This is a genomic window from uncultured Bradyrhizobium sp. (genome assembly GCF_964252615.1).
Taxonomy (GTDB): domain Bacteria; phylum Pseudomonadota; class Alphaproteobacteria; order Rhizobiales; family Xanthobacteraceae; genus Bradyrhizobium.
The window spans coordinates 108,542-126,058 of the sequence record NZ_CAXUNQ010000008.1 but is presented as its reverse complement, the minus strand read 5'-3'; the positions used below and the strand labels follow the sequence as shown (position 1 = coordinate 126,058).

Below are 17,517 nucleotides of genomic sequence, written 5' to 3'. Positions count from 1 at the left end.
CTCTGCAGCGCACCGCTCCGCAAGGGCTGCGCGCTGCGTTGCGTCCGGGGAACGCGCCCCGTGGCGCGCGATATTGCAAGACGCCGCAACACACGCCGCGTCAACCGCGGGCTCGACCCGCGTATCCATCGCTCTTGGCAAAAGGCTTTTGCGAAGCAGGATGGATTGCCGGGTCAAGCCCCGGCAATGACGATGAGATGCGTGAATCCAGCAGGGTTTAACCCGGCAATCCATCCTTTAAAAAAGTCTTCCAAAGGTGATGGATGCGCGGGTCAGGCCCTCGCATGACACGGGGTGTACAGTAAATAAGGACGTGCGTGCTCCGGACGCAGCGCAGCGCGCCGTTCTTCACGGCGTAGTGCGCTGGCGGAGCCAGTGCCGCCGCGAACGCCGGTGCTCGGTGAATTCCGCTAGAACCGTGTCACGATGTCCGCAAGCGCCGGGCGCGGGCGGTCCTCGATGTGCCGCGATGGTGTGCCGATATGGATGAAGCCCGCGAGCCTTTCGTCCGCCTTCAGTCCCAATCCGTCGAGCGCGTCGCGATCATATGCGAACCAGCCGGTCAGCCAGTTCGCACCATAACCGAGCGCGGTAGCGGCGGTAATGATGTTCATGGCGCTGGCGCCGGCGGACAGTTCCTGCTCCCACGCCGGAATCTTCGGATGCGGCCGCATCAAGCTGATTACGGCGATCACCAGCGGGGCATCCATCAGGCGGCGCTTCTCGGCATCGATCTTGTCCGGCGGCGCTTGCGGCTCTTTCCGCGCAAACACATTTGCGATCACCTCGCCGGCGCGGACGCGGCCGTCGCCCTCGAACACGATGAAGCGCCATGGCGCAAGCTTGCCGTGATCGGGCACGCGTGCTCCGACGGTGAGGATGGTCTCAAGCTCGGCCGGCGAGGGGCCCGGCCCGTTCATTTCGCGCGGCTTTACCGAGCGGCGGGTTTTCAGGAGTTCAATGGGGTGGGACACTCGATTGGCTTTCATCTGTCGCGGGCAAGCATTACCTCACAAAGATAGGTCGGTTACGAGGCGCTTGAAGCAAACTTAGATCGATTGTGAAAAGTCGGGGAACCGGTTGCCGGCAACGATTACGCCGCCTGCCGCGCCTGCTTCACGTCCGGCGGCGTCGCCTCGTCGACCAGCGCTGCGATCACCGCGTCGGTCGGCATCACCTGCTGGCGCTCGCTGCCCAATCGCCGAATCGAGACCGAATGGGTTTCGGCTTCCTTCTTGCCGACCACCAGCAGCGCCGGGATCTTCTTGAGCGAATGTTCGCGGACCTTATAGTTGATCTTCTCGTTGCGCAGATCGATTTCGACCCGCAGCCCCGCGCGTCGTGCGGCGGCGGCGACGACGTTGGCGTATTCATCGCCTTCGGACGTGATGGTGGTGACGACGGCCTGCGTGGGGGCGAGCCAGAGCGGGAAATTTCCCGCAAAATGCTCGATCAGGATGCCGATAAAACGCTCCATCGAACCACAGATCGCGCGATGAACCATCACCGGCACCTTCTTGGAGCCGTCGGCATCAATGTAGAACGCGCCGAACCGCTCCGGCAGATTGAAGTCGACCTGCGTGGTGCCGCATTGCCAGTCGCGGCCGATGGCGTCGCGCAGAACGTATTCGAATTTCGGCCCATAGAACGCGCCTTCGCCGGGGTTGATCGCCGTCTTGACGCGGTTATGGCCCTGCGCCTGGATTTGCGACAGCACGGTGGCCATCACGCGCTCGGCATGGTCCCACATCTCGTCGGTGCCGACGCGCTTTTCGGGACGGGTCGAGAGTTTTACCGTAAGTTCGCCCTCAAAGCCGAAATCCGCATAGGTCGACAGAATCAGGTCGTTGATCTTCAGGCACTCGAAGGCCAGCTGGGCTTCGGTGCAGAACACATGCGCGTCGTCCTGGGTAAACCCGCGCACGCGCATCAGGCCGTGCATCGCGCCCGATGGCTCATAGCGGTGCACCACGCCGAACTCGGCCAGCCGTAACGGCAGGTCGCGGTAGCTCTTCAGGCCGTGCTTGAAAATCTGCACATGCCCAGGGCAGTTCATCGGCTTGATTGCAAACCAGCGCTTGTCTTCCGCTTCGTCGCCGGCCGACTGCGCCACGAACATATTTTCGCGGAACGATTCCCAGTGGCCGGAGGTTTCCCACAGCGACTTGTCCAGCATCTGCGGCGCGTTGACCTCCTCGTAGTCGCCTGTCAGCCGCCGGCGCATATAGGCGACAACCGCCTGGAAGATGGTCCACCCCTTGGCGTGCCAGAACACCACGCCGGGGCCTTCCTCCTGGAAATGAAACAGATCGAGCTCGCGGCCGAGCTTGCGATGGTCGCGTCTTTCCGCCTCCTCGATCTGCTTCAGATAGGCGTCGAGCTCTTCCTGTTTTGCGAACGCGGTGCCGTAGATGCGCGTCAGCATCGGATTGTTGCTGTCGCCGCGCCAATAGGCGCCGGCGACTTTCAGCAGCTTGAACGCGCTGCCGACCTTGCCGGTGGACGTCATGTGCGGCCCGCGGCACAGATCGAACCAGCCGCCCTGCTTGTAGATCCTGATCGTCTGGTCGGCCGGAATGGCGTCGACCAGTTCGACCTTGAACATCTCGCCGTTGTCACGGAAGACCTGCTTGGTCTGCTCGCGGGTCCAGATTTCCTTCGTGAACGCTGCGTCGCGCGCGATGATCTCGCGCATCTTCTTTTCGATTGCCGAAAAATCTTCCGGCGTGAACGGCTCGTTGCGGAAGAAATCGTAATAGAAGCCGTTCTCGATCACCGGACCGATGGTCACCTGCGTGCCCGGCCACAACGACTGCACGGCTTCCGCCAGCACATGCGCGGCGTCGTGGCGGATCAATTCGAGCGCGCGCGGGTCGTCGCGATTGATGAACTCGATTGTTGCGTCGTGGTCGATCGGATCGCCGAGATCGCGCAACTCCCCGCCCAGCACCATCGCCACCGTGCGCTTTGCGAGCGACGGCGAGATGCCTTTGGCGAGGTCGAGGCCGGTGATGCCTTTGGCAAATTCGCGTCGGGCGCCGTCGGGAAAGGTAAGGGCGATGCGGGGTTCGGGTTCGACCGGTTTCAGATTGGCGACACCGAACTGGAATCCTGACGCGGGCGCGTTCTTGTCGGGCATAGGTCTCTCCTGTGGCTCACTCCTGCGAACGAGCGCAGGTAAGCGGGAACGAGGAGGGTGTTTAGCAGGAGGAGGCCGAGAAGGGAACGGGGCCCGCCGGCACAAAGCGGCGCAAAATACGTCGCTTCCGTCCTTTCGCTGATCACCTATTTCGCGTACATGCACCTGCATGCATGCTCCGGCTCCCCACACCGCCCGCCGCTTCGCACCCACCGCATTGATGCTCGGAAATTTCGTCACCGGCTGCTCGGTGATCGGGCCCGCCGGCATGCTGAACGAACTCTCCGCCGGCCTCGACGTCGGCATTCGCGACGCTGGGCTGCTGATCACGTTCGGCGCGGCGGTACTGTGTATCGGTTCGCCGTTGACGGCCTGGCTGACCAGCCGGGTCGAACGCCGCGCCCTGCTGCTTTCGACGCTGGCGGTGTTCGCCGTCAGCAATGCGGCCTCAGCTTTCGCACCGGATTACAACACGCTGCTGGTGATCCGTCTGGTCATGCTAGCGGTCGGCGCGCTGTACACGCCGCAGGCGGCGGGCACCGCGAGCCTGATCGTCGGCGCGGAAAAGCGCGGCAGCACTATCGCCTATATCTTTCTCGGCTGGTCGCTGGCCGCAGCCGTCGGCCTGCCGCTGGTGACCTTCATCGCCAGCCGCTACGGTTTTCGCGCGGCCTATGGCAGCGTCGGCGCGGTCGCCTGTTTCAGCTTCGTGCTGCTCGCCTGGCGGCTGCCCGGTGGATTGCTGGGCGAGCCGGTCGATCTGAAGACGTGGGCCGATGTCGGGCGCAACCGGATCATCCTGTTGCTGCTCTTGATCACCACCTTGCAGATGTCCGGCCAATTCGTGGTGTTCACCTTCATGGGTCCGCTGCTGGCAAAACTGACCGGCGCAAGCCCCGACGCGGTCGGCCTGGTGTTTGCGATCTACGGCGGGTTCGGCCTGATCGGAATAGCCATCGCGACCCGCATTGTCGACTCCTGGGGGCCATACAAAACCTCGCTGCTGTTCACGAGCCTGCTGCTGACCGGCGTCAGCGGCTGGGCGTTCAGCGCAGGTACGTATTCGCTGATGGCGATGTCGGTTGCGATCTGGGGGCTTGGTTTCGCCTCGACCAATTCCATGCAGCAGGTGCGGCTGGTCGCGGCCGCGCCGGCGCTTGCGTCCGCGTCGGTATCGCTGAACACCTCGGTGCTCTATATCGGTCAGGCGGTGGGTTCGGCGATCGGCGGCGTGCTGTATGCGCGCGACATGTTGCATGCGAGCGGCTACGCAGCGGCGGGATTTGTCGCGCTGGCGCTGCTGACTGTGATCTACACAGGGTGGATGCGACTAGCGAATTCATAGCCCGAGAAAATTGCCACTACCAGCGCACGGACTGACTCGGCACGATGAAGGCTGTGGTCGTTGCCGGCGTCCGGTAATGGACATTGAACATTTCGAAAGCTGCGCCAATCAGGATCAGCAGCGCGAAAGTTGCAATCAGGTCGAGCTGTCTGGGGTCATGCCCGCCGCGCATGAGTATCCTCCCACCGGAAGCATCTGATCAATCCCCGGCGGAGCTTGCGGTTCCTGTGTGGCGGCAAAAAGTCAGGCCCCGTTGACGCCGCGCCAGCGTCCGAATCGCCATGGCAGATACCAGCGCGCGCCGGGCGGCACGGTCTGCGGCACGTTGTCGATGCCGGATGTGCCCCATGGCTGGCAGCGCGACAGCCGCGCCAGCGTCATCCAGGCGCCACCCCACAGGCCAAAGCGCTCGATCGCTTCGTCGCCATAGACCGAGCAGGTCGGCAGATGACGGCAGTGGTATCCGACCAACAGTGACAGGGTGTGGCGGTACAGCCAGATCAGCGCGCGCCCCGCATTGCGCGGCAGCCGTTGAATCGCTCCAGGGCAGTTTGGACAGGGCAGCGAATTCAGCGGTGAATGTTTCATAAGCCGTCTGCTTATTCGAGAGCACATTCTTGCTCAGTTCCGATGCAGGGAACCGAGCAGGACATGCAATTGAGTCACACCGGCTGAAATACTATTCGTTTTTAGGTCGCACTGCACCAAATCCCGATAGACGGTTTTGTGATGTGAGGTTACCTTTTTCATAACGCTTATATGACAGAATCATGTGGCGTTGATCTGGGGCCGTTACCACTGCTTGTCTTGAGGCGTGGGGGAAGGAACCAACTTGAGGCTGTCGCTCAAATACGGCGGCTCGGTGCTGGTTTGCGCCGCCGTCTTTTGCATCGCCCTGACCGGTACCGTGGCCACGCCGGGCAGTTCGGCCCACGCCGGCGGCACGCTTGAAGAACGCAAACTGCCGATGCGGTTCACCTGGGTAGCGTGCCAGCCGAATTGCCGCGGCTGGGTCGGCGCGGTCGGCATCGTCACCGCGGATACGCCGAAAGCATTCGACGAGTTCGCGCGCGAGCGCCAGCTCCGCGGCGCCAGCGTGGTGCTGGATTCCAGCGGCGGTTCGGTCAACGACGCCATCGCGCTGGGGCGGCGCTGGCGCAATCTCGGCATGCTGACCACGGTCGGCACCAGCATCGATCCGCATAATGGCGAACGTGCCAGCGTCGTGCCGCATGCCTATTGCGAATCCATGTGCGTGTTCCTGCTGCTGTCGGGCAAGACGCGCTACGTGCCCGATGGCGCGCATGTGCGGGTGCATCAGATCTGGATGGGCGATCGCGCCGATGACGCGAGGGCCGCGAGCTACAGCGCGCAGGACCTGATGATCGTTGAGCGCGACATCGGCCGGCTTGCCAAATACACGTTCGAGATGGGGGGCGCCGGCGATCTGTTGTCGCTGGCGCTCAGCGTGCCGCCGTGGGAAGACCTGCATGAACTGTCGCAAGCCGAATTGCGGCTGACCAACCTCGTCACCACTGATGCGGTCGCCGAAGTATTTTCGCCGAACGACAGCGCCGCGGCATCCGTTGCCGATCTGAACGCAAAGCCGGTGCAGGATCGTTTTGTCAGCGACGTGGCCAGCGTGGAGAAGCCGCTGCCTGCGGCGAAGTCTACCAAGACGGCGGAAGCATTGGTGCCGACCGGCGGGATTGCGGCAGCGGCGCCGGCTCAACAGCAGCGGTAAGTCAAACTCGTCATTCCGGGCTCGCGCGAAAACGCGCGCCCCGGGATGATGACCCCTTATCTCTGCGCGCCCGCCGATGCGTTCGCCTTCGCTTCGATCTGGCCGATCGCATCGACCACCGCGTCGAAGGTCAGCATAGTCGAGGCATGGCGTGCCTTGTAGTCGCGCACCGGCTCGAGCAGGGCGATGTCGGCCCATTTTCCTTGCGGCGGCTTGCCGTTTTCCTTCAACATCCGTCGCACGGTCTCGCGCAACTCGCGCAACTCGTTCGCGGTAGAGCCGACCACATGCGACGCCATGATCGCGGACGAAGCCTGCCCCAGCGCGCAGGCCTTCACGTCATGGGCGAAGTCGGTGACGACAGGGCCATCCATGCTGAGGTCGATTTTCACGGTGGAACCGCACAGCTTCGAATGCGCGGTGGCGCTGGCGCCGGGAGCGGGCAGGCGGCCCAGGCGCGGGATATTGCCGGCCAGTTCGATGATCCGCTTGTTGTAGATGTCGTTCAGCATAGAATCGAGGTCTCGGCTTGGAGTGGGCGCGGGCCGGATCGCCCTTGGCGGCAACCGTCCACGCCTCTATATATGGTTGCAGACCGCGGAAATACAGTCCGGGCCGGCTAGCCGACACCGGTCGAACGGAGTTGACATGGACGCCTTGATCAAACCGCTGCGCGGAAACAAGCCTTCCGACGTGAAGGCTGCCGAATTTCGCCCTGCCGAACTCGGCCCCAGCGAATTTCTCGCCGCCGCAGTGCGGGCCGATCAGCCGCGGCCGTCGCGGGCCGAGGCCGAGCACGCAGTGCAGACCCTGCTGGGCTATATCGGCGAGAATCCAGCCCGCGAGGGGCTGCTGGACACCCCGCGCCGGGTGGTCGAAGCCTTCGACGAACTCTATCAGGGCTACCACCAGTGCCCGGCCGAGGTGCTCAATCGCACCTTCGGCGAAACCGCCGGCTATGACGATTTTGTGCTGATCCGCGACATCGAATTCACCTCGCAATGCGAGCATCACATGATGCCGTTCTATGGCCAGGCCCACATCGCCTATACGCCGGTCGAGCGCGTGGTGGGATTGTCGAAACTGGCGCGCCTCACCGATATCTTCGCGCGCCGCCTGCAGACCCAGGAGCATCTGACGGCGCAGATCGCGGCGGCGATCGACGAGGTTTTAAAACCGCGCGGCGTTGCAGTGGTGATCGAGGCGGAGCATACCTGCATGTCGGTGCGCGGCGTCGCCAAGCACGGCGCGACGACGTTCACCAGCCGCTTTACCGGCATGTTCCGTGACAATCCGGCGGAGCAGGCGCGTTTCCTGTCCATGGTGCGAGGGCCGCAGCGCTGACCCTCGCGTGCAATTTGCGGGGGTTTTCATGTCCACATCGCCCGATCCCGTTGAGCGCGAGGAAGGGTTGGCATTCCAGCCCAAATTCGACGCGTCCGGCCTGGTGACCTGCGTCGCCACCGATGCGGCGAGCGGCGAGGTGCTGATGGTCGCGCACATGAACGCCGAGGCGCTGCGCAAGAGCATCGAAAGCGGCGACGCCTGGTACTTCAGCCGGTCGCGCAATTCGCTGTGGCGCAAGGGCGAAACCTCGGGCCACACCCAACGCGTGGTCGAGATGCGGATGGACTGCGATCAGGATGCGGTATGGATCCGGGTCGAGCAGACAGGTGCCGCCTGTCACACAGGCAGGCGCTCGTGTTTCTATCGCGCGGTGAAGGGCGGCGGGGGCGGGGCGGCGCTATCGTTTGTGGACGCGGAATGACGTTAACCCTTCATTAACCATAGCCGCCGCAATGTGACGTCGTTTCGCGAACCCAGCGGGCACCAACACATGTCGGTCGACGCGTCCAGCGCCCCATCAGCGGCAGGCATCGATCCATCGCGCGCGCGCGTGGCCGGCGCCATCAAGCAGGCGGCCTTGGCGACCGGCACCAGCTTTGAATACCTTCTCGCCACCGCGAAAATGGAATCCAATTTCAATCCGACCGCCAGCGCGGCCACCTCGTCCGCGCGGGGTCTCTATCAGTTCATCGATCAGACCTGGCTCGGCACCGTGAAGGAAGCCGGCAGCCAGCTCGGCTATGGCAGCTATGCCGACGCCATCACAAAATCTTCGTCCGGCGCCTATTCGGTCGGCGATCCGGCGGCGCGCACCGCGATCCTGAAACTGCGCGACGACCCGGCCGCCAGCTCCGCGATGGCCGGGGTGCTGACGCAGTCGAACAGTTTTAAGCTCACCGGCAAGATCGGCCGGCGTCCCAGCGACAGCGAACTCTATATGGCGCATTTCATGGGAGTAGGCGGCGCCGCCAAACTGATCGCGAATGCCGAGGACAATCCGCAGGCCTCCGGCGCGCGGCTGTTTCCGAACGCCGCCGCCGCCAACCGTTCGATCTTCTACGAGCGCGGCGGTCGCGCGCGCAGCGTTTCTGAAGTCTATTCCGTGCTGACGCAACGCTACGCCAGCGCCGCCGAATCCCCGGCCACGCGCACCGCGATGGCATCGGCCGGCGTGACGCCAGTCGATACCGCGGCCTACCTGTCGAACGTGCCGGACGCGCGTTCGGCAACGCCGGTGGCCGCCGTATCGCAGCCGGCCATCACGACCGCATCGCTGCGGCCGGGCCAGCCGATATTCCGTTCCCTGTTCCAGGCTGGTGAACGTTCCCAGCCGGTGTCGCCGGCGGTGCAGGAATTGTGGGGCAACGGCGCGTCGTTGACATCGGTGCCATCGCCGTCATCGCAGATTTCCAACGTCCGCGCGCCGCAGTCGCTCGATCTGTTCAGCGACCGCAACGGCACCTTCAGCGGATAACCCACCACGACCCCCCTCCGCAATTCTGCACTCTTAACAAAACCTCAATAACCGCAGCCGTTTATGGTGAACCCTTTGTTAAGCGTCATGGTTTATTTTGTATGACAGTGGCACCGCGTCACGGTGTCTTTTCAAGTTGCGTAAGCCGGCAGGACCATGATCGTTCGGCAGTTCATCAGTTGGGTACGCACCGCTCCGGCAGGCGAACGCGCGGAGGCTACGCGGTCTTTGGCCCGCGCCTTGCTTTTTTCCGATATGTCGGCTGCCGACCGCGCTGCCGCCGAAGGCGCGCTATTGATGCTGCTTGACGATGCTTCGCCGCTGGTTCGCCAGGCCATGGCGGAAGTGTTTTCACGCAGCGCCGAGGCGCCGGCGGCCATCGTGCAGGCGCTGTCGCTGGACCAGGCCTCTGTCGCGCTTTCCGTCCTCGAGCATTCGCCGCTGCTGATCGATGCCGATCTGGTCGACATCATCGCGACCGGCGATGGCGAGATGCAGTGCGCCATCGCGCGCCGTATCAATCTGCCCGCCGCGGTCTGCGCCGCGATCGCCGAAGTCGGCACGCCGGCGGCGGCGCTGGAGCTGATCGAAAATCCGTACGCGGAGCTCGCGCCGTTTTCATGGGACCGCATCGTCGAACGCCACGGCCATCTCGCGGCGATCCGTGAATCGATGCTGGTGCTGGAAGACCTTCCGGCCGCGACGCGACTGGCGCTGGTGGGCAAACTGTCGGACACGCTGGCGCAATTCGTCGTGGCGCGCAACTGGCTCAGCGCCGATCGCGCGGCTCGCATCGTAAGTGAAGCACGCGACCGCTGCGCGGTAAATATCGCGGCGCGTTCGCGCGGCGACGATATGCGCTCTTTGGTGCAGCATCTGCGCCTGACCGGCCAGCTCACCGCCGGATTGATCCTGCGCGCGCTGCTGTCGGGCAATCTCGAATTGTTCGACCAAGCGCTGGTGGAATTATCGGGCCTGCCGCCAGCCCGCGTCGCGGCGCTGATCTATGACCGCGGCGGCGCCAGCCTGACTGCACTCCTGACCCGCGCCGGCCTGCCGCAATCCATATTCCCCGCGTTTCAGGCGGCGCTGGAAGCAAACGACGAATTTGGTTTCCTCGGCAACGACGCCGAGGCGGCGCGGCTGCGCCGCCGCATGGTCGAGCGGGTGCTGACCCGCTGCGAGACCGATGCGGAGACCGCCGAGCCGCTGTTGATCCTGCTGCGGCGCTTTGCAACGGAGTCCGCGCGTGAGGAAGCGCGCTTGTTTTGCGACGAGATGATCGCGGACGAAGCGGCGGCGATGCAGCACGATCTGATCGCGGCGTGACGTAGCAAACAACCGTCAGCCGCCATAGCCAGGCGGGTCCGGCCGGCCATCCATGTCTTTTGTCGCTTGAGCAGTAAAGACGCCGAGGCCCCGGCACCAGGCCGGTGTGACGAACGAAGGCTCTGGTATCGACTATTCCCCCGGCACGATGCTCGGCGCCAGAATCGCTTCGAGATGCTCGGGACGGTCGCGATTGACGGCGGCAAGGTATTCGTCGGCTACGCCGCGCAGTTTTCTGCCCAGGGCGGCAGCCATGCCGGCGTTGTCAATCTTGGCGTTCTCGCGCACGATCGCCTGGATGGCGTTGATATGATGCGCGATCAGTTCGGCCGGCACCCGTTCCAGGTCCGGCGCGTGCTCGATGATCCGGGTCAGGCTTTCAGCGGCCGCGCCCGCAATCGGAAACCCGAACGTGGCGGCATCACCCTTGATGTCGTGAGCGGCGCGAAACAGTTCTTCGCGGGTTTCAGTGGTAAAGCCGCGCTCGAGAACGGCGGCATGCGCGGCGGCCAGCCGGTCGCATTCGATCACCATCCAATCCTTGAATTGGCCGGACAGGCCGGCCAGCGCTTTTTCCGCGCGCGCAACCGGATCATCGAGATCCTTTTCGTCGACGCGGCGCAACACCCGGCGCAGCGGATTGGGCTGGGTGATGACGTGATGGTCGGCGAAGGCCTGGACGTTGGGCGTTGCGGGCTTCTCTTTGGCCATACTAAGATCCTTGGCTGATGCCGTTAGCTGGTGGTGCGGGCTTTCTCGAGCAACGAGGGCTGCTGGAGAAGCTCCGCGTCAGCGCCGCTGCGGCGCTCGGGGCCGATATAGGCGTTCATGGTGTTGCGCCGGCGGTCCGGTCCGAAATAGGTCTTGGTCTTGATGAACGGGCGCGGGTTGGCGACGACGTTCAGGATGCGGTGATAAAGCCCCTTGGCCGAGATCGGCTTGGCCAAAAATTCGGTGATGCCGGCGTCGCGCGCCATGGTCACGCGCCGTTTCTCCGAATGCCCGGTCAGCATGATGATCGGTGCATAGGGGTTGGCCTTGGAGTCGGGCTGGCGGATCATCTGCGCCAGTTCGAGGCCGTCGAAGATCGGCATCGACCAGTCCGTGATCACAATGTCGGGCACATAGTGGCTGTACATTTCCAGCCCGGTGGCGCCGTCCTCTGCTTCATAGACTTCGCGCGCGCCGAACGAATGTAGTAACGTGCGCAGGATGCGCCGCATATGCGCATTGTCGTCGCACAGCAGAAACCGCAATTTGTTGAAATCGATGCGAAACATGGCGAGCCTCGGGTGCGCCCCCGGTCGGGTTACCCGACGTTAACTATATGCCACGGCCGTTAACGAATGGTTGCACTTCGCTTCGCCGTAGCCCGCCGCGCCGCCGAAAAGTGGCGCGCTGGTCGCGGCGAACCGCCGGACGGAGACGAGGCGGGCAGCTTGGTTGGCGCCGCCGCGGTTTTTTTTAAGCGGTGCTTGCGCAACCGATCACGTCGATCAAGCCATGTCCACGGCGCGACTTATGGACATTCTCAAGTCGAAGCTGGTCACGGGACATCCAACATATTCGCATGTCTGTTCATTGCTGAGGCTAACAGCAAGCTTCATGATCGAACTTCGTTGATGGAGAGGAGTCGGGTAGCGGCGTCAGACAGGCAAGCTTTGGATCTCCGGAAACAACAGCCGATGCAGCGCCATAAAGCCGTTTCAGATCCACTGACACCAAAGAAACATTGAACGATATTCGAAAGGAGACCTCATATGGCGGAAGTCACATCACTCAGGGGCGCCGATCTCGTGCGCCACATCAGGCGCCTGATAGATGAATCGGGCGTCAACGACAACGAATTCTTCCGTAACTTCCGCGCCGGCAAGGTGTCGCTGGATGGCGTGAAGACGGTCGGTCAACAATTTTTCCACTACAATCGAACGTTCACCCAGACCATGGCGGGGTTGTGCTTTCGCACCGAAAGCGAAATGACGAGGCTCAGGCTCGCACAGACGGTCGTGTCGGAACTCGGCGGCGGCGGCGGAGATCCTCACTTTGTCCTGTTCCAGAACGCTCTGGCCGGCATCAACGTTACGATTGACAATGATCCCAGCCGTGTCCCCCGGACCGCTGAAACCGAACAGTTTGTCGAGGGGTTGAGCGAGCTGTTCACCGAGTTGCCTCCATACCACGCGGTTGGGGCCCACTTTGTTCTCGAAGAAACCGGCGCTCCGATGATCGCGGCCATGTACGAGGGCTTCCGCAATTATCCTGGATGGAAGCACGAAGATTTCAGCTATTTCTACATCCATATGATCGTCGAGAAGGACCATGTCGAGTGGATCGAAGCCGCGGTGATCGAGGCTGCCAACGACGCCGTCGCATCTCGGCAAATCGAGGCCGGCGCGCGTCGCGTGCTCGACTTGCTCGGAGTGTTCTGGAACGGGCTTAATCGGCTGTCACTTCAATACGCCAAAGCGGCGTAGCCGCCGACACGTCCCCGTCTGTAGGTTCTCGTCGCGGAGGAGCAACACCGTGCTCCTCCTGAGGAGTTGGCCATGCTCGCGATATCAGAAACCAATGTTTGCGCCCGCTATGAGTCGGAAGTCCGAACCTATTGCCGGTCCATCCCGCTCGAGTTCGCCGAAGCGGAGAACGCGCTGCTGAAGACCACGCGCGGCGAGGAATACATCGATTTCCTGTCCGGATGCGGCTCGCTGAATTATGGCCACAACGACCCGGACATGAAGGATGCGCTGATGAAATACATGGCGCACAACGGGATTGCGCATTCCCTCGACATGACCACCAAATCGAAAAACGATTTCGTGTCGGCCTTCGTCGACTGCGTTTTGGCGCCGCGGCAGATGGACTTCAAAATACAGTTCACAGGTCCCACCGGTACCAATGCGGTAGAAGCCGCGCTCAAGCTCGCACGCAAGATAACGGGCCGTTCGAACGTTGTCGCATTCACGAACGGATTTCACGGCGTATCGTTGGGAGCATTGGCCGCAACCGGCAACGGCTATCATCGTGGAGCCGCAGGTATTGCGCTCACCGGCGTCAGCAGATTTCCTTATGACGGATATCTCGGTCCCGAAATCGACACCATCGATCTGCTCGAGCGGATGCTGGCCGATCAATCCAGCGGAATCGACCTGCCCGCTGCCTTCCTTGTCGAAACCGTTCAAGGGGAGGGCGGGTTGAACGCGGCGACGCCGAATTGGTTGAACCGGCTTAGGCGCCTGGCCGATCGTCATTCGGCTCTGCTGATCATCGACGACGTTCAGGCAGGCTGCGGCAGGACCGGGACGTTCTTCAGCTTCGAAGGCACCCGGGTTGTTCCGGACATCGTCGTCCTCGCCAAGTCCCTCTCCGGTTTCGGCCTGCCGCTCGCCGCCGTGCTGATCCGTCGCGAACTCGATGTATGGCGGCCCGGCGAGCACAACGGAACATTTCGCGGCAACAATCATGCGTTTGTGACGGCGACCACGGCGCTCCGGAAATACTGGGCCGACGACTCTTTTGCCCGCAAGATATGTGAGAGAGCCGCGGTGGTCGACGCCGCTCTGATCTCGCTCAGCGCCAAAACCGGATGGCAGCCGAAAGGACGCGGATTGTTTCGCGGGCTCCGTACGCCTTCGACGCAGATTGCCGCGAACATCCAGAAGACGGCGCTCGCCAACGGCGTCGTCATAGAAGTCTGTGGTCCTGATGACGAAGTCCTCAAGCTTATGCCGCCCCTCACGATCGAAGACGATATCCTCGAAGACGGACTGCGCCGCTTCACCGCTGCCGTTCTAATCACTGAAAACTTCAGAGCTGTTGCTTGAATCCGCGAGAGTAAGAGTTCGGCTTGATCTCGTGTAACCGAAAGGATGGCGCCAAAATGACTCAGGTCTACGATCTGCTCGGTGTGGGGTTCGGTCCAGCCAATATTTCTCTCGCGATTGCGTGCGAGGAAAAGGGTTTCATCGACCGTTGTCTGTTTCTCGATCAATCGCCCAATCCGGTATGGCAGGAACAGATGTTGTTCGAGGAAAGTCTCGATATTCATTCCAACATCCAGAACATCCCGTATCGCGATCTGGTGACACCGCGAAATCCCCGAAGCAAATATACGTTTCTGAATTACCTTCATGAAAGCGGACGCTTCTTTGAGCATCTCAACATGGATCTGCTGCTGCCGATGCGGCCCGATTATGCCACCTACATCAATTGGATCGCATCGCACTTTACGCCGTATCTGAAAACAAATGTCGACGTTTGCCATGTAGGAACCGCTCGCGGGCGCGCCGAAGAGCTTCTGTTCCGCATCGTCGACAAAGCGGGCGCCGAATATCTTTCGCACAACGTCGTCATTGCGACAGGACGCCCGCCTTATATTCCGGAATCCTTCAAGGATCTGCTTTCCGCCAGGGTCGCCCACCTCAGCCGATACAAGTCGATGTTGCCGGTTGTCGACGATCCACGAACCAAACGCGTTGCCGTTGTTGGAAGCAGTCAGAGCGCCGTCGAGATACTCCTGCATATCAATGATCGGCGGCCCGACATCGAGCTTTGCTCGATCTTCCGGCGCTTTGGTTATCCGCTGAAAGACACGAATCCTTTCATGAGCGAGATATATTTTCCACAGTTTACCGATTTCTATTTCAACGCCGATCGCGGTCTAAGACGCCGGATCGATCGGGACATCTACCGGACGAATTACGGCGCCTGCGACATGGACGTGCTCGAGGAGCTTTATCGCCGCGTCTATTACGAAAAGCTGCACGGCAGGGAAAATATCCGGATCCAGCGACTGATGGACGTCCTCTCAGCGGAGAAGCAGGGCGACAACGCCATCGCCCTGCAATTGAAGAACGCCGCGGACGGAAGCTGCAGCTCTGAAACGTTTGACCTCGTCATCCTGGCAACCGGGTTCAGGAATATCGGTACCGGCGAACGGGACATGCCGACGCTGCCGATATTGTCGGGCCTGGCACACATCATCGATCTGGACGATGCCGGATGTCTGCAGGTAACCCGGGATTATGAGGTGAAGCTGGCGCCGGATAGTCCCCAGGGTGGCGGGTTGTTTTTGAGCGGTCTGTGCGAGGCGACCCACGGGATGGGCGATGCCGGTTCGCTCAGCCTCGTCTCATTGCGTGCCGAACGGATCACCAATCTTATCCTCGAAAAAAGCCGGCTTACGCCGAAGCTGCCGCACGCAATCCCCTACGCCCCGGCTCTCGCCTTGTCGCCTACCGGTTGAAGATATCAAGAAGGAGGACGCATGATGAACCCAACTCAACTAGTCCAACGCGCCCCTGTTGAAGCTAAATTGGCAACAATAGGAACGAAGACGCCGGAAAACGAAACCACCGCCCAGACGGCGCGGCGGCGCATTCGACAGGGACAAGAGAGTGGCCAGACCTCCGGGATGGCGCCGGGATTTGTCCAGGGTAATGTGGTGATCCTTCCTGCCGACTGGGCAGGAGATTTCCTGCGTTTCTGCCAGGCCAATCCAAAGCCCTGCCCACTTCTCGCCGTTTCCGATCCCGGCAACCCCAGGCTGCCCACACTGGGTGCCGACATCGACATCCGCACGGACCTGCCGCGGTATGTGCTGTTCCGGGATGGCGAACCGGACGGCGATCCCGCATTCGGCGAAGTCGTCGACATCCGCGAGCACTGGCGCGATGACTTCGTGACGTTTGTCCTCGGCTGCTCATTCTCGTTCGAAGAAGATCTGATCGCCGATGGCGTGCCGGTTCGCCACATCGGACTGGGGCGGAACGTACCGATGTACCGGACGTCGATCCCATGTACCGGCGCCGGCCGGTTCCAGAGCGACATGGTCGTCAGCATGCGGCCGCTGACGCCCAAGGACGCAATTCGCGCCATTCAGCTTACGTCCCGTTTCCCCTCCGTGCATGGCGCCCCGGTGCATTTCGGCGATCCGCGTGCGATCGGCATCGGCGATCTGCAGCAACCCGATTTCGGGGATCCGGTGCCTGTCGATGCGGCAGAGGTACCGGTGTTCTGGGCCTGTGGCTGCACGCCGCAACTCGCCATCCGTGCCGCCCGCCCGCCGATCGCCATCATGCACAGCCCAGGGTGCATGCTCATTACCGACCTGCGGAATACTCACCTATCGGTAATTTGAGCATAGAATGTCTCCCTGTCCCGCGCGCGGGACAGGGAGACGGTCACGGGGCGCGGGTGCGGCCGGGTGTCATGAGGACCGCGGCAACCCCCAGGACCGAAACAGCGAGACCACCCGCAGACAGCGCAGACGGTATTTCGTCGAGCAGAAATACGGCTTCGATGGTCGAGATCACCGGAGCGAGCGCGGCAAAAGACGCGCCGATCGCTGCCCCCAACAGCGATATCGCCCTGCTATAGAAATATAAGGCGACCACGGACATCAGAATGCCCTGGTAGATCACTTGCCCGACGATCGCTTGCCAGGGATGGGAAACCAGCTCGAATCCCCTGAAGTAAAGGTACAATGGGCAGTAGATCAAAAACGATGCGGCGGAAACAAAGCCTGTCGCGGTGAAAGCGCTGATATTCGACTGCTTTACCGCCACGGTGTAGATCGCCCAAAGAAATCCGCCCGTGATGAACCATCCGACTGCGCTGGCGATACCGTCCCCCTGGGCCATGAATTCGGTGGCGGCAACTCCGCTGCCGACGACTAAATACGATAACAAATCGCTTTTCCAAAAAACAATAAAAACTTTCAAGAGCATGGTGCCAAGGAAGGCAGAAAACATGACCATGGTGGTGGGAGTGAGCACCGCGAATAGCGCGGCCGGTGCACGCGTCAACCCGTAGCCGACGACGAGGAGGTAGGGCGCCCCAAGGCCGACAGTTAGCAGCGCCGTAAGCTTTAAGCTTGGGCGATCGGACCTGAAGAGAGCGGGCAAGGTGACGAGTGTGGCGATCGTGAAGCGAATGAACGTGATGTCGTACATATCGAGGCTGGTCCGCACCACACCAAACCGCGTGATCACCGGGAAGCCGCCCCAAACAACCGCGGCGACCAATCCACAAAGCAAACCCCGTATTCGATCCGATTTCACAGAGCTGTCCCCCTTGTCGGTTCACTCGACCGGCTCTAAGCAGCTTTAGGTTGAAGCGGAAGGTATCGGAGTGAAACCAAT

General features: G+C 61.9%; 18 protein-coding genes. 10 read left to right on the top strand and 8 right to left on the bottom strand.

The genetic code is table 11. The features are described 5' to 3' along the window. Positions 1-410: 410 nt before the first annotated feature. Positions 411-974 carry a nitroreductase gene (locus ACFE72_RS07585; protein ID WP_375412458.1) on the bottom strand — a complete coding sequence of 188 codons (564 nt, stop codon included), beginning with the start codon at positions 972-974 and terminating at the stop codon, positions 411-413. Between the two features lie 119 nt (positions 975-1,093). Beyond that, positions 1,094-3,139 (bottom strand): threonine--tRNA ligase, encoded by a 2,046-nt coding sequence (gene thrS / locus ACFE72_RS07580; RefSeq protein ID WP_375412457.1) that lies wholly within the window; start codon positions 3,137-3,139, stop codon positions 1,094-1,096. A 169-nt stretch (positions 3,140-3,308) separates the two neighbouring features. On the opposite strand from thrS, the gene ACFE72_RS07575 reads away from it, so the two are divergent. Further along, the gene (locus tag ACFE72_RS07575; protein WP_375412456.1) at positions 3,309-4,484 is read left to right on the top strand and encodes an MFS transporter; all 1,176 of its coding nucleotides are present in this window, start codon (positions 3,309-3,311) and stop codon (positions 4,482-4,484) included. Between the two features lie 16 nt (positions 4,485-4,500). Here the strand turns inward: ACFE72_RS07575 and ACFE72_RS07570 are convergent, their stop codons facing one another. Both ACFE72_RS07570 and yidD read right to left on the bottom strand, forming a co-directional pair. Beyond that, positions 4,501-4,656, bottom strand: a complete 156-nt coding sequence (locus ACFE72_RS07570; protein ID WP_375412455.1) for a hypothetical protein — start codon at positions 4,654-4,656, stop codon at positions 4,501-4,503. 71 nt (positions 4,657-4,727) lie between these two features. Next, positions 4,728-5,072, bottom strand: a complete 345-nt coding sequence (yidD, locus tag ACFE72_RS07565; RefSeq protein WP_375412454.1) for a membrane protein insertion efficiency factor YidD — start codon at positions 5,070-5,072, stop codon at positions 4,728-4,730. Positions 5,073-5,316: 244 nt separating this feature from the next. On the opposite strand from yidD, the gene ACFE72_RS07560 reads away from it, so the two are divergent. Beyond that, positions 5,317-6,228, top strand: a complete 912-nt coding sequence (locus ACFE72_RS07560) for a hypothetical protein (protein WP_375412453.1) — start codon at positions 5,317-5,319, stop codon at positions 6,226-6,228. Between the two features lie 56 nt (positions 6,229-6,284). Here ACFE72_RS07560 and ACFE72_RS07555 read toward each other — a convergent pair whose 3' ends face one another. Then, the gene (locus tag ACFE72_RS07555; protein ID WP_375412452.1) at positions 6,285-6,740 is read right to left on the bottom strand and encodes an iron-sulfur cluster assembly scaffold protein; all 456 of its coding nucleotides are present in this window, start codon (positions 6,738-6,740) and stop codon (positions 6,285-6,287) included. Between the two features lie 136 nt (positions 6,741-6,876). Here ACFE72_RS07555 and folE point away from each other — a divergent pair, with 136 nt between their 5' ends. The 4 genes from folE to ACFE72_RS07535 all read left to right on the top strand — a co-directional run bounded on the left by folE (position 6,877) and on the right by ACFE72_RS07535 (position 10,378). Beyond that, positions 6,877-7,572, top strand: a complete 696-nt coding sequence (gene folE / locus ACFE72_RS07550) for a GTP cyclohydrolase I FolE (RefSeq protein WP_375412451.1) — start codon at positions 6,877-6,879, stop codon at positions 7,570-7,572. A 28-nt stretch (positions 7,573-7,600) separates the two neighbouring features. Next, positions 7,601-7,996 carry a phosphoribosyl-AMP cyclohydrolase gene (hisI, locus tag ACFE72_RS07545; RefSeq protein WP_375412450.1) on the top strand — a complete coding sequence of 132 codons (396 nt, stop codon included), beginning with the start codon at positions 7,601-7,603 and terminating at the stop codon, positions 7,994-7,996. Positions 7,997-8,065: 69 nt separating this feature from the next. Beyond that, the gene (locus ACFE72_RS07540) at positions 8,066-9,049 is read left to right on the top strand and encodes a transglycosylase SLT domain-containing protein (RefSeq protein WP_375412449.1); all 984 of its coding nucleotides are present in this window, start codon (positions 8,066-8,068) and stop codon (positions 9,047-9,049) included. A 156-nt stretch (positions 9,050-9,205) separates the two neighbouring features. Beyond that, positions 9,206-10,378 carry a DUF2336 domain-containing protein gene (locus ACFE72_RS07535; protein ID WP_375412448.1) on the top strand — a complete coding sequence of 391 codons (1,173 nt, stop codon included), beginning with the start codon at positions 9,206-9,208 and terminating at the stop codon, positions 10,376-10,378. Positions 10,379-10,510: 132 nt separating this feature from the next. On the opposite strand, the gene ACFE72_RS07530 is transcribed toward ACFE72_RS07535, so the two are convergent. Continuing rightward, positions 10,511-11,089, bottom strand: a complete 579-nt coding sequence (locus ACFE72_RS07530; RefSeq protein ID WP_375412447.1) for an Hpt domain-containing protein — start codon at positions 11,087-11,089, stop codon at positions 10,511-10,513. A gap of 23 nt (positions 11,090-11,112) precedes the next feature. Next, on the bottom strand, positions 11,113-11,658 hold the full coding sequence (locus tag ACFE72_RS07525; RefSeq protein WP_375412446.1) for a response regulator: 546 nt from the start codon (positions 11,656-11,658) through the stop codon (positions 11,113-11,115). Between the two features lie 480 nt (positions 11,659-12,138). Between ACFE72_RS07525 and ACFE72_RS07520 the strand changes: the two genes are divergently transcribed. The 4 genes from ACFE72_RS07520 (at position 12,139) to ACFE72_RS07505 (ending at position 16,514) form a co-directional block, all read left to right on the top strand. Further along, positions 12,139-12,852: a TenA family transcriptional regulator gene (locus ACFE72_RS07520; protein WP_375412445.1), complete on the top strand. Its 714-nt coding sequence runs from the start codon at positions 12,139-12,141 to the stop codon at positions 12,850-12,852. Between the two features lie 72 nt (positions 12,853-12,924). Further along, positions 12,925-14,199 (top strand): diaminobutyrate--2-oxoglutarate transaminase, encoded by a 1,275-nt coding sequence (ectB, locus tag ACFE72_RS07515; protein ID WP_375412444.1) that lies wholly within the window; start codon positions 12,925-12,927, stop codon positions 14,197-14,199. A gap of 56 nt (positions 14,200-14,255) precedes the next feature. Continuing rightward, positions 14,256-15,620 carry a SidA/IucD/PvdA family monooxygenase gene (locus ACFE72_RS07510; RefSeq protein ID WP_375412443.1) on the top strand — a complete coding sequence of 455 codons (1,365 nt, stop codon included), beginning with the start codon at positions 14,256-14,258 and terminating at the stop codon, positions 15,618-15,620. A gap of 24 nt (positions 15,621-15,644) precedes the next feature. Further along, positions 15,645-16,514, top strand: coding sequence for a putative hydro-lyase (locus tag ACFE72_RS07505; RefSeq protein WP_375412465.1), 870 nt, complete (start codon positions 15,645-15,647; stop codon positions 16,512-16,514). 43 nt (positions 16,515-16,557) lie between these two features. Here the strand turns inward: ACFE72_RS07505 and ACFE72_RS07500 are convergent, their stop codons facing one another. Beyond that, a complete protein-coding gene (locus ACFE72_RS07500) occupies positions 16,558-17,436 on the bottom strand; it encodes a DMT family transporter (protein WP_375412442.1) in 879 nt (292 codons plus the stop codon). Between the last annotated feature and the right edge of the window lie 81 nt (positions 17,437-17,517).